The organism is Paractinoplanes lichenicola (genome assembly GCF_016785085.1).
Lineage (GTDB): Bacteria > Actinomycetota > Actinomycetes > Mycobacteriales > Micromonosporaceae > Actinoplanes > Actinoplanes lichenicola.
The window spans coordinates 149887-161914 of the sequence record NZ_JAENHO010000014.1 but is presented as its reverse complement, the minus strand read 5'-3'; the positions used below and the strand labels follow the sequence as shown (position 1 = coordinate 161914).

The window sequence follows — 12028 nt, the reverse complement described above, 5'->3', positions numbered from 1 at the left end:
TCCCTCCCCGTCCTGTTGCCTCTATGTCGGCGCGGGGGACGTAAAGGGTTGCAGGGCTATTTGAATCCGTACGTCAGGTCGGCCAGCTCGGCCTGGCCCTCGGCGTCCGGATGAAAATAGTCGACCTGGTTGACGAGGTCGAGGCTGAAGCCGGCCTCGTGCGGGTCGTCGTCCCAGCGGCACCGGCTGCCGTATTTCGCGCACGCCTCGGCCAGCTCGTCGTTGTAGTCGTTGATCCGCGCGCGCACGTCCCGGCGACGCTGATCGTCCGTCTCATCGGTCGACGTGGGATCGGCCAGCATCGACGGGCACGTGCCGAACCGCTGCCAGGCCCGCACGGCGCGATCGTCCTTGCGACCCTGCTGCCACAGGCGATAGACGTCCGGAATGCCGGCCACCATCACGCTGGCCTTGGGCAGGCCCTTCTTGAGCCGGTTGAGCCCGCGATCGATCCGGCTGCGGAACGTGGCCACCGAAGTCATCGCGGCCGTCGACCCGGCACACGCGTCGTTCGCCCCGATCAGGATCGTCACGTACTGCGCCTTCATGTCGATCGCCTGGGCGGCCTGCGTGGCCAGGTCACTGGCGCGCGCACCCGGCCGCGCGAAGTTGCGCGCCTTCCCCTTGATCCGCGGATTCTTGGCCAGGATGCGCCGATAGTGGCTGTCCACCGCGTCGGCCGTGCCGGTGGCCCACGAGTTGCGCCCGCACACCAGGAACGCCCCGCAGCTGCCGAACCCCGCCGTGATCGAATCGCCAAGCGCCGCCATCGACGACGGGTAGCCCTTCGGCGGCGCCCCGGTCGGTTCGGGATCTCCGCCGCCCGCGCCGCCCGCACCCGCCTCGCACGCCAGCGCGAACACCGCGAGACCGGCCAACGCCACCCCATGCCACCGGCGCACGATCACCCCTCCGAAGTAACGCGATGCAGTCACTCCGGCACGATATGTCATGAAGGCACCCCTGGGTGGGCCCGCCACTTCCGATTCCGTACGCGACGTGACCATCCACAACCGCATCGGCCCCGTTCCGGGCGCGCCTCGCCCGCGTGTGCCAACTTCCGGCCATAGCGCGGGCTCCGGCCGTGGCGGGTGCCCACTCAGGCGCGCGCGAGGTCTTCCCGAAGGACGTTCAACGTGACAGTGGCAGGCTCGCCCTCAACCGACCCCGCGATCTGATCCCCGCCCGCAAAGACGTCCTTACCGAACAGCCCCGCGCCATCAATCCGCAGATAGCCGACGGCGACGAGCCGCTCGGCAACCGCAGCGTCGAGGTCAGGCTCCGCGCCGGTGCCCGGCATCTGCACGGCCGTCACCGTCCCGACTTCCTCCCCGGCCGAGTCGGCCACAGACATCCCCACATTCACGCGAGCGATCGGCAGGGGGCGCGTCGGCATCTCAGGCTGCATGAGGGCCGCGTTCCCCGCCAGGCCCACCAAAAACGTGCTGCGGGTGGGGCCAGTTCACGCGGACGGCGTCTGGAAGCCATCTCGTGCGGGGGCGGTCGGCAGTCGCCAGGCGCGGGCGGGGGAGGGGAACAGCTCGCGGCAGAGCAGCACGATGACTACCAGGTGGAGCAGGTCGCCGCCGTAGTACATCAGTTGGGCGGCTGGTTCGGACTCGAGTGCGGGCACTCCGGGCGGCGGGTGGGCGTACAGGTGCTTGGCCAGGATGCCGTGCACTGCGACGAAGGCGATCAGCGCCGCGGCCCGGACGGCGGGTCCCGGCCGGTGCGGCGCCGGGTCACGGCCGATGATCGCGGCGGTGAAGAGGTAGCCCGCCAGCAGCAGGTGCAGCTGGACGAGCGGGCCGGCGGAGTGCAGGCCGGTCGTGTAGAGCAGCCACATGCCGCCGGCGTCGAGCACCCCCGCCGTCACGGGATGGGTCAGCACCGCGATCGGACGGCTGCGCAGCACCCGGGCCAGTCGGCGGGCCGGTCGCACGGGGAGGACGCGCAACGCGAGCGTGACCGGCCGGCCCAGCACGAGCAGGATCGGCGCGCCCATGCCGAGCACGAGATGACCGGCCATGTGCTCGCGAAACGTGTGCTCATGCCCGGCCACGGCACCGACGGCCGCGGCGACGCCGACATACCAGGCGAGCGCGCGACCCGGCCGCCAGTCGACCCCGCGGCGGCGCAGCCGGAAGACCGCCACCGCATAGACGAGGGCAGCGGCGATCAGCCCCCCGATCAAGTCGAGCTCCGGCCAGCTCGCGGCCCAGCGGTTATCCGGTCAGCTTGCGGCCCAGCGGTTATCCGGTCAGCTTGTGGCCCAACGGTCACCCGGTCAGCTTGCGGCCCAACGGTCACCTGCGCGGCCGGTGGTGCGGTTGTCGTCGCCTCCCGGATGGCCGGCGGTCGGGCGGCTGCCGTCACGGGGTTGCCGCGGTGTGGCGGGAGCGGGTCAGCGGCACGAGGCCGGTGGCGATCAGGGCGACCGCGATGATGTTCCACGTCCAGTCGTAGGCGGTGAGGTCGACGTCGTAGCGGATCTGGTGCAGGCGCATGAGTTTGTGTTGGATTGTGCCGTCGTAGAGCTGGAAGACGCCGGCCGCGGTGAGCAGGGCGCCCCACCACGCGCGGGGGTGCCATGAGCCGGTGCGGCGCAGTGAGGCCAGCAGGAACAGCGAGGCCACGGCGGCGAAGAAGCTGACCGCGTGGAAGATGCCGTCGGAGACCAGGCCGACTGCCGGGGTCGACTTGTCGTAGAAGTGGTGCCAGTGCAGCAACTGGTGAAACACCGTCTCGTCGATGAACGCCGCGATCCCCAGGCCGAGCAGCGCCCCGGATGCGAGGTTATTTCGTCTCGCCACGGCCGTCCTCGGTCCGGGCGCCCTCACCGTGCGGCTGGTGTTCCGGGTCGGGCTCGGACGGCGGCCGGCGGCTCGCTTCGACCTCGGTCGGGGTGAGCGGGCTGTCGGCGCCCTCTTCGGCGGCGCCCCGGCCGATGGCGTGCTCCTGGGTCATGGCGATCGCTCCGTCCCTTCATCGTGGACGGCGCGGGTACCCGACGGGCGGCCGGACAAACAGTCAACAGATGAGCCGGGCGAGCGGCAGACGGCTGGGGGTAACCGTCAGCGGATCAGCAGGCAGGCCAACGGACGAGCCGGGTAAACGGTTGGCGGTTCAGCAGGGCGGGGTGGCGGATAAGCCGAGTGCACGGTTGTAGTTCGGCAGGGCGGGCGGATCAGGCGGGCGGCGGATCAGGCGGGCGGCGGATCGCCCGGGAAAACCGTCGGCGGATGGCTATGGGGAACGGGCGGCGGATCAGCAGGCTGGTCAGCGGATGAGCCGGGTGGACGGTTGGGATCAGCGGGGCGGCCTGAGCCTGGCCACCCGCCACGGCCGGTGGCCGCGCTATGGCCCGGTGTTGCAGCTGATCGCGAGGCGCGCCCGGGACGGGTGTGGTGCGTTTGTGAACTGGCACGTCGCGTACGGGAAAAGGTTTGGCGGTGCCCCCAAGAAACCCGGAAAAGAGGACACCGCCATTAGAAGGTTAATTGCCGCTTATCGTGAATTGGGAGCCCGGCTGGATGACGATGTTGCCGTCGGCCGAGTTGGTGATGGTGACGTTGTTCAAGATGGCGTTGCCGCGGGCGCCGCTCATTGCGAGGATGCCGGCGCCGTTGTTGGATTTGTCGATGCGGACGTTGGTGACGGCTACGTTGGGCATGTTGCCGCCGCCAGTTTTGAACTGGATGCCGTCGTACGTGGAGTCGACGATCTCGGTGTCCCGGATGGTGACGCCGGTGATGTCCTTGCCGGACGGGAACAGCGTGATCGCGCCGAATTCCTGGTCCTCGTTCCAGAAGACGCCGCCGGCCCGGTAGAGGCCGTTGTTGGCGAGCAGCGTCGTCCCGCCGAACGGCAGCGGGTCGTGGTCGGTGGCCAGCATGATGCCGGGATAGTTCATCGTGTCGTAGATCAGGTTGTTCTCGGCGGAATTGTTCGACCCGCCGTAGATGGCGATGCCGTTCGCCCGCCACGGCAACTGCACGGTGTTGTTGACGAAATGGTTGTTGTTCGCGGAGTCGGCCGCAGTGTCGCGGACGCGCGGGTTGGCCCAGACGGCCAGCGAGTCGTCACCGGTGGTGCGGAAAGTGGAATTGAAGACGCGCGAGTTGCGGGTGCCGTTGCTGAAGTTGATGCCGTCCGCGTACGTGTCCCGGATGCGCATGCCGCTGAATTCGAGCCCGTCGCCCGGGTTCCAATAGGCGGGCGTGTCCGAATAGTCGCGGCCGACCCAGGCGCCGACGTTGACGTGCTCGATCCACAGGTTGCTGATCTTCGTGTTCTTGCCGAGCCGGCCGTTGATGCCGTGGCCGCGGTTGGCCCGGTTGGTCGTCATGCCGAAAATCGCCAGGTCGGAGATCTGCGTGTTGTCGTCGATGTCGAAGCCGACGTTGCCCTCGTGCGGGTGGTTGATGTTGCCGACGACGTTCTGCGGCTCGGTGTTCGTGTAGAGCCGCGTGTGCCACATGCCGGCGCCGCGGATCACCACGTTGCGGATGCCCTTCTGGTTCCACTGGCCGCGGTTCGGGTCGGGCGAGAGGATCTTCTGCTCCTGGCGCCACTGGCCGGCCGGGATCCAGACGCAGGGGATCACGCCGTTCTCGTCGTCGGTGACCGCGCGCTGGATGGCCGCCGTGTCGTCGATGTTGTCGTTCGGCACCGCGCCGTAGGTCGTGATCGACACGCAGCCGGCGGGCTGGCTGAGCGCCGGGGCCACCTGCTCCAGGTCGATCATGTCGATGACGTAGAACGACGCCGTGTCGCCCGCGTCCCGCTGCAGCTTGAAGCGGGTGCCGGCCGGATACGACTGGGACAGCAGCGCGTTCGACTCGTCGAAGAGCCGGCGCGCGTCGGCCGACGGCGTGTTCGAGAGCGACTCGGTGTCGTCGCTCGTGCCGTAGAGCCAGCTGTTGCGCGACGAGAGCGTCAGCTTCTGCACGAACTGGTCGTTCGCGTACAGGCTGATCGTCGCGTTCTGGCCGCCGCCGCCCGGGGCGTCCGGGATCGAGTTGCGCACGACGATCGAGTTGGCCTGGTTGACCGAAGTGAACTCGACGAACTGGCCGGTGCTGGTGAGGCGGACCGACTTGCGGCCCGACGACTCGGTGCCGAAGTTGGTGTGGCCGAACGTGCGCAGCGGGTCGGCCTCGACCAGGGTGCCCTGATAGCGGGCGGCCTCGGCCTCGTACGACACGTAGGGCGTGGCCGCGCCCCGGCCGACGACGATCGATTGCGTACGGGAGTTGTTGTTCTCGTTGGTCTCGGCGACGACGTTGGTGGCGTCGGCGGTGGCCGTGACTGTCGCGCCGCCGCTGGTCGCCGTCCAGGGGCCGGCGTTGACCGTGACCGTGGCGCCGGCCGCGATCGCGCCGGTGTTCACGTTGAGCGTCGTCGAGCCGGCAACCACGCGGGTGACGCTGGCCGCGGCGGCGCTTGTGCCCCGGTTGTTCACGGCCACCGCGAAGGTGACCGCCGCACCCGCCGCCGGATTTGTCGGATTCGGGGTGACGCTCGCGATTTGGAGATCGGGGCCAGGTGCCTGTGCGACGACAAGAGGCGCGGCGGCGGTAAGTGAATTGTTGGAATTGTCCGTCTCGGCCACCGCATCGGCCGGGTCGACGACGGCGGACACCTGATAGGAGCCCTGCGCCCGGCGACCGGCGTTCACGGTCACGGTGGTCGAGGCGCCGGCGGCCAGAGCCCCGACGTTCGCGCTGCCCACGGTGTTTCCGCCCAGCCGTACGTCGAGTGTGGTCGCCGCGGCGGCCGCGCTGCCCTGGTTGCGTACGGTGGCCGTGATCGTGATCGTGGAAGCCTCGTCGGGAGTGGTCGGAGACCAGGTCAGCCCCGTCACGACGAGATCCGGGTTGGGCGCCCACGAGCCGAGCACCTGCAGCTCGGCGACCTGACCGCCCGGCGCGCCGGTGTTGCTGAAGACCTGCAGCTGCACGTCGGCGGCCCGGCCCGTCACGGGGATGGTGACCGTGTTGCCGCTGCCGAACGCGTAGTCGGCGCGCGCCTTGAGCGACGTGAACGCCGACGCGCCCGCGGCCCGGCCCAGCACCTGGATGTTCTGGGTGCGGGGACCCCACGCCGAGTCCGGGTTGAGCTTGACGACCACGCCGGTGACGTTGGCGTCGGCGCCGAGCTTGGCGGTCAGCGTGGCCGGGAAGCCGTTCGACTCCCAGTAGGTGGCGAGGTTGTTGTCGTTGGCGTTGGGGGCGACGAAGCCGAAGACCGAGCTCGAGGCCTCCATCGTCTTGCCCGCGGCCAGGTTGGTGCCCGTCGGCGGCTCGGGGTCTGGATTTTGCCCGGCCACCCCGTAAATCTCCAGTTCGGAGAGCTGTGCGGCCGGCCACCCGGTGTTGGCGGTGACGTTGATGCGGACATATCGGACGGTGGCCGCCGTGAAGTCAATCGTGACCGTGTTACCGCTGCCCGGGTTGAAGGTGCGGCCGGCGCTCGCGGACAGGGTGCTCCACGTCGAGTTGTTCGTGCTGCCCTGCACGCTGAGCGTCTGCGTGCGGGTGGCCCAGTCGGCCGGCGGCGGCAGCTTCAACTTGACCTGATCGACGGCGACGGCACTGCCCAGGTCGACCTGCACCCACTGGGGGAAGGCGTTGCTCGGGCTCTCCCAGTAGGAGCTCGCGTTGCCGTCGGTGACATTGCCGGCCCCGTACGGGCCATTGCTGCCGCTCGCCGTGGCGGTCTTGCCCTGAGCCAGGTTCGGCCCACCGGCGGCGTGCGCGGGGGTAGCGGAAATCCCGGCGGTGACCAGGGCGGTCGCCAGGATGCCGGTGACGAGTCTTCGTCCTCTCATGGGTCCCTCTTCGGGTGTGCGCGGGGTCGCCGAGGTTCGGGGTCTCGACGACCACCGGGGATGGGGGGACTTCCCTGCCACAATCTTTCAACTTGTTGCCAAGTTTTTTCGTGAGCAGGGATTCAAGGTTTCAGATATGTGACCGAAAAGTCAACGATCCGGGTCGATGGAGTCTCGCCGGGGCTCGGGTTGCCGGAGACGCGGAGTTCGACCGTTTGGTACACCGGTCTCGGACTCGTCGAGGATGCGGCTCAGGGACGGCTCGTCATGACAGTTGTGCGCCCATCCGACGCCGCGGACGCAGCGGACGGGCGAGACGATTCTGGTGGTGGATCGGGCCGACGCCGGCTACGTCGCGGTCGGGCGGATCTGGACCTCGGAGAGCTAGGCCCGCACGTTCCACCGCCCCGCCCGCCGGGTAGGCACCTGGCATGGGGGCTGTGGCCGCGTTGTGCCTGATCCAGTTCGTCGACGTGATGGGTGTGACCGTCGTCGTGACGACGCTGCCTGCCATGTTGCGCGACGTGGGGGCCGCGCCCAGCGACGACGCGATCGTGGCCACCGGCTACGCGATGTTCTTCGGCGGCCTGCTGATGTTCGGGGCCCGGCTGGGCGACCGGCTCGGCCATCGGCGGTGCATCCTCGGCAGCCTGGTCGTGTTCGCGGCGGGCTCGCTGCTGACGGCCGCGGCCGGGTCGGCGCCGGCGTTGACGGCGGGCCGGTGCCTGCAGGGAGCGGCCGCGGCGGTGGCCGTGCCGTCCGCGTTGTGGCTGCTGACGGCGGTGGCCGGGGACGAACGGCGGCGGGCCCGCGCGGTGGCCGCCTGGAGTGCCGCGGGCGCGGCGGCCGGGGCGTCCGGCTTCGTCGTGGGCGGGCTCGTCTCGGCGGCCGGCAGTTGGCGGCTGATCTTCTGGGGGCTCCTGGCCGTCTCGGCCGGGCTCGCCGTCGCGGTCCTCATGTTCGTCCCCGCTCGAGCGCGAGCCACTGAGAAGCCCTCGCTCAACCTGGCCGGCACGGTGCTGCTGACCGCGACCGTCATGCTGGTCGTGGTCGGCGCGTCCCGCCGCGGCGGCGGCCTGTTCCTGCTGGCCGGGGCGGTCGGCACCGCCGTCCTCTTCGTGCTCGCGGACCGGCGGTCCTCGGCGCCGATCCTGCCGCCGGACGTGCTGCGGCTGACCCGGCTGCGGCGCGGGGCCGGGGGAGCGTTCTTCAACACCGCGACCACCGCCGTGGCCACGCTCATCACGATTTATCTGCAGACCAGCCTCGGCCGTACGCCCCTGGAGGCCGCGACCACCCTGCTGCCGCTGAGCCTGGCCGTCATCCCGGGCTCGGCCCTGGCCGCGCGGCTGATCGTGCGTCGGCCCGCCGAGCGCGTGGCGGCGTACGGGCTCGGGTTTATCGCTCTTGGGGTGGCGGCGCCGCTGCTCGCCCCGCGCCAGCCCGTCCTGCTCGCCGCGAGCATGGCAGTCGTCGGTCTCGGCCTGGGGCTGGCCTCGGTCGCCACGACGTCGCTGGCCACTGACGTGCCGGAGGGGCCACGGGCGACGGCGGCCGGCATCGCCAACACCACCGCCCAACTGGGCACGGCGATCGGCACGGCGGCGTTGCTGCTGCTGGCCGACGCGACCACCAGCCTGCTGGCCTGGGGCGTGGCGGCGCTGACGGCGCTGGCGGCCGCGACGGTGCTGGCCCGGGTGCGGGTGCGTGACATCATCCAGCCGTGAACTGGGAATCGGCCGTGCTGCAGGACGGTGACTACACGTACGGGTACGGCACCGAGCGCGCGCCCGGCCGGATGACGTTCGCGCACGTGTCACGGACGCAGTCCGGCGGCGAGCGGCAGTACTGGACCGGTACGACCTGGTCGGCCGAGCCGGGGGAGTCGGCGCGTCTGCTCAGCGGGGTCGGCGCCTCGTTCGCGGTCCTCAAGCTGCCCCCGCTGTACGTGCTGGTCACCCGCGAGCACAACCTGCCGTCCGACACTCAGCTGGTGGCCTACACCGCGCTGTCGCCGACCGGCCCGTTCGACGGACCGCATCACCACGGAACCGTCCCCGAAACCCTGACCGTGCAGGCGGATCCGGCCCGCGGCAAACTGATCATCTCGTACGGCGGTCAGGCCGAGGCCGGGTGGCCGTTCTGGCCCCGATCCACCACGCCACCCGCGCCACGAAACCTGACCGTGACCGCGAAGGACGACCACGCGTACCTGTCCTGGCGGCACATCGACCGGGTCACGGGCTATCGGGTGTATCAACGCGACGTCACCGCCGGGCAGACCCACTTCGCCCGCCTGCCCGTGGCCTTCGATTCCAGCATGGTCCACGTCGGGCAACTCATCCCCGGCCACACGTACGAGTTCCGGGTCGCCACCCTGATGGGCGCCACCGAGGGCCCACTGAGCGAGACCGTCACGGCGACCCCGCACAGCACCCGCCCGGCCGCCGACGTCATCCGCTTCGCAGGCACCCCGGAGGCGATCGAGGGCACCTACCTGTTCGTGCTCTATGAGGGCGTGGTCGACGAGGACGTCGAACAAAACTCCTGGGCCACGCTCGATTGAGGTGTCACCCGCGGATCGAATTCACGTGACCAGGTTTGAGACGTGAGTGAATGTGGGTAACGTTGCGCTTGGCTGTCGCGATTAGCCGAGCTGCCCGGATCTCCCGGCACAGATCCGAGGGGTAGCTGAAGGACACGAGTCCATCGGCGAGCACAGACCTGAGAATCTCTAGGTACGTCTTATCTCGATCAAGCTGGCCGGGCAGCGGGACGGGAGAGATCGTGCCTTCGCTCACCATGACCCCCGCTTTCGCCGCGCTGGCGAAGCCACTTGTCGTAGCCGTGATTCATCTGCCGCTCCTCCTAGTGGTGGTCCTCCTGGCGCCGATCTGGATCCTGGCCGGGTTGCGACCCCGGTCGCACGGCGACCTCGCCCTCGCGTTCCTCGGTTGCCTGCAGTCCTGGAGCGCCGAACTGACCACCACGGTCCGGGGGCGGGACCATGCGTAAGACCCGTGACCAGCAGGGCGCTCGGCTCCGCCTCGAATACACCGGCGAGACCTATCAGCAGGCCTTCCAGGCCATTCGCAAACTGCCACCCGGAAGCCCGGTCATCCCCGAGGCCCGTGAGCAGCATCAGTACGATTTGGAGGCGGTAGTCCTCCACTGCCTGGCCGGCGACGGACGGGCCCGCCAGTTTCTGGTGGAGTCGGTTCAGCCGACGCAGCACGACCTGGGCATCACACCTCCGGAAGACGCCACGCGCGATCTCGCCACGTTCTTGCTGGCCGCCTCGCAAGCGGCGGTCGAGGCCGGGCGCCCCACCGAGACCTTGGTGCTGGGCGAGGGGTCGAGCCGCGTCGAGGTGAGTGCGGACGGGCGGAACGGCTTGGTGCTTCTTCGATGCTCGTGGTCACAACTGAGCAGAAGCGCAAGGGCCGAAGGGGACGGCTTCGACGCCGAAACCGGGCAGGTGCGCCTGGCCGTTCCTCGCTTCGCGGAGCTGGCAAGCCCGCAGGACCGACGAGTGCTGAGCGCGCTCCTGCGCCGGGCCGCCGTTTTCCGGTCGGACGACGAACGTGGATGGCTGGGCGCCTGGAGCGACTGGGTTCTGCGAGGCCGTCCCGGCAGTGATCGCGGACCACGACCGCCCGAGCGGCTGAGGGAGATGTTGCGGACCGAGGACTGCGGTCTTCCTGCCGAGCTCGCCGCCACCGTTTTCGGCGTGGGGCGGACGACCATCGCCGCGCCGGACTCCGCCCGCAGGCGTGGTCATGAGCCGGACCGGGACGACGGTCGTACACCGGCGCACGCCGTCCGGAAGTTGCCCTTCGCCGATTGGCTGCCGGAGCAGCGATGGTACGCGGGCCGTTCTCGAACGCCGTTCTCGGTCACCTGCGCGGCATCGACGTCGCTCGACGATGTTCTCGACCTCGTGCTGGTGGACGTGGAGTACACCGACGGCAGCTCCGAGCTGTATCAGGTGATGGTGGCCTCGGGCGGCGAGCGCGAGGTCGAGCACCGGCGCCTGGCCACGATCGGCGCGGCCGGCGGCCGCACCGGTTACGACGCTCTGTACGACAGCGACGCCGCGCACCGCCTCCTTGCCCTGGTCGAGGCGGGTCGCCCGGTCGGCGACCTGGTGTTCGAGCCGGAGCCGGGGGCGCGATTCCCGGGCACGGCGGCACCGCGACTGTTCGATTCGGAGCAGAGCAACACCAGCGTGATCTTCGGGGATGAGGCGATCCTCAAGGTCTTCCGGCGGGTCTCCACCGGGATCCATCCCGACATCGAGCTCAATCGGGTGCTGGCTCGGGCGGGCAACCCGCACGTGGCCAAGCTGCTCGGCTCCTTCGAGACGACCATCGCGGGCGAGCCGTGCCCCCTGGGCATGGTGACGGAGTACGCGGCGGACTCGACGGAAGGATGGGCGATGGCCACGGCCGCCGCCCGGGACCTGTTCGCCGGCGTGAGCGGCCCGGACAATTTCGCGAGCGAGTCGTACCGGCTGGGCGAGGCGGTCGCCCGGGTGCACGCTGACCTGGCGACGGCGATGGGATCCGACCCGGCGCCGTTCCCCCTGGTGGCCGTGCTCGCCCGGCTGCATGCGACGGCCAACGAGGTCGCCGAGATCAAACCGCACGTCGCGGCCATCGAGGAGCGCTTCCGCGTCCTGACCGGTGAGCCCGTGACGGTCCAGCGCGTGCATGGCGACCTTCATCTGGGTCAGGTGCTGCGGACACCCGCGAACTGGCTCTTGATTGACTTCGAGGGCGAGCCGGGCGGTCCGCTCTACGAACGTCGTCTGCCCGACTCACCGCTTCGGGATGTGGCCGCGATGTTGCGCAGCTACGAGTACGCGTCATACCAGTTGCTGGGCGACCAGGACGACGAGTCGCTGGCCGCCCTGGCTCAGGACTGGGCCGACCGTAACCGCGCCGCCTTCTGCGACGGATACGCCCAGGCCAGTGGGGTCGACCCGAGAGTCACAGACGCCTTGCTCGCCGCATACGAGCTCGACAAGGCGGTCTACGAAGCCGCCTACGAGGCTCGCCATCGCCCGGGCTGGCTGAGAATTCCGCTGCGCTCGATCACTCACCTGGTCGCCGCCTAGCAGCAGCCGGTCGGGTCCCGTTCGGCGCCGGAAGGCTGAGACGGCGGGTAGTAGCCGTCGCAGCCGTATGACGGTTT

10 protein-coding genes are annotated in these 12028 nt (G+C 69.8%); 4 read left to right on the top strand and 6 right to left on the bottom strand.

Annotated features, from left to right (window positions below):
- Positions 1-56: 56 nt before the first annotated feature.
- From JKJ07_RS39875 to JKJ07_RS39850, 6 genes are all read right to left on the bottom strand, one after another.
- Positions 57-905: a GDSL-type esterase/lipase family protein gene (locus JKJ07_RS39875; protein WP_307834663.1), complete on the bottom strand. Its 849-nt coding sequence runs from the start codon at positions 903-905 to the stop codon at positions 57-59.
- 194 nt (positions 906-1099) lie between these two features.
- The gene (locus JKJ07_RS39870; RefSeq protein WP_236030683.1) at positions 1100-1408 is read right to left on the bottom strand and encodes a hypothetical protein; all 309 of its coding nucleotides are present in this window, start codon (positions 1406-1408) and stop codon (positions 1100-1102) included.
- 54 nt (positions 1409-1462) lie between these two features.
- A complete protein-coding gene (locus JKJ07_RS39865; RefSeq protein ID WP_236030682.1) occupies positions 1463-2194 on the bottom strand; it encodes a cytochrome c oxidase assembly protein in 732 nt (243 codons plus the stop codon).
- A gap of 178 nt (positions 2195-2372) precedes the next feature.
- The gene (locus JKJ07_RS39860) at positions 2373-2813 is read right to left on the bottom strand and encodes a DUF2243 domain-containing protein (protein WP_202997195.1); all 441 of its coding nucleotides are present in this window, start codon (positions 2811-2813) and stop codon (positions 2373-2375) included.
- The gene (locus JKJ07_RS39855; protein ID WP_202997194.1) at positions 2797-2967 is read right to left on the bottom strand and encodes a hypothetical protein; all 171 of its coding nucleotides are present in this window, start codon (positions 2965-2967) and stop codon (positions 2797-2799) included. The genes JKJ07_RS39860 and JKJ07_RS39855 overlap by 17 nt, the downstream gene beginning before the upstream one ends.
- 529 nt (positions 2968-3496) lie before the next feature.
- Complete coding sequence (locus JKJ07_RS39850) at positions 3497-6832, bottom strand: CARDB domain-containing protein (protein WP_202997193.1); 3336 nt, start codon at positions 6830-6832, stop codon at positions 3497-3499.
- A gap of 431 nt (positions 6833-7263) precedes the next feature.
- Here JKJ07_RS39850 and JKJ07_RS39845 point away from each other — a divergent pair, with 431 nt between their 5' ends.
- The 4 genes from JKJ07_RS39845 (at position 7264) to JKJ07_RS52055 (ending at position 11951) form a co-directional block, all read left to right on the top strand.
- Positions 7264-8559: an MFS transporter gene (locus JKJ07_RS39845; RefSeq protein ID WP_202997192.1), complete on the top strand. Its 1296-nt coding sequence runs from the start codon at positions 7264-7266 to the stop codon at positions 8557-8559.
- Positions 8556-9398: a fibronectin type III domain-containing protein gene (locus tag JKJ07_RS39840; RefSeq protein ID WP_202997191.1), complete on the top strand. Its 843-nt coding sequence runs from the start codon at positions 8556-8558 to the stop codon at positions 9396-9398. The genes JKJ07_RS39845 and JKJ07_RS39840 overlap by 4 nt, the downstream gene beginning before the upstream one ends.
- Positions 9399-9619: 221 nt before the next feature.
- On the top strand, positions 9620-9847 hold the full coding sequence (locus tag JKJ07_RS39835) for a hypothetical protein (protein ID WP_202997190.1): 228 nt from the start codon (positions 9620-9622) through the stop codon (positions 9845-9847).
- Positions 9840-11951 (top strand): maltokinase N-terminal cap-like domain-containing protein, encoded by a 2112-nt coding sequence (locus JKJ07_RS52055; protein WP_307834645.1) that lies wholly within the window; start codon positions 9840-9842, stop codon positions 11949-11951. Before JKJ07_RS39835 ends, JKJ07_RS52055 begins: the two co-directional genes overlap by 8 nt.
- Positions 11952-12028: the final 77 nt, after the last annotated feature.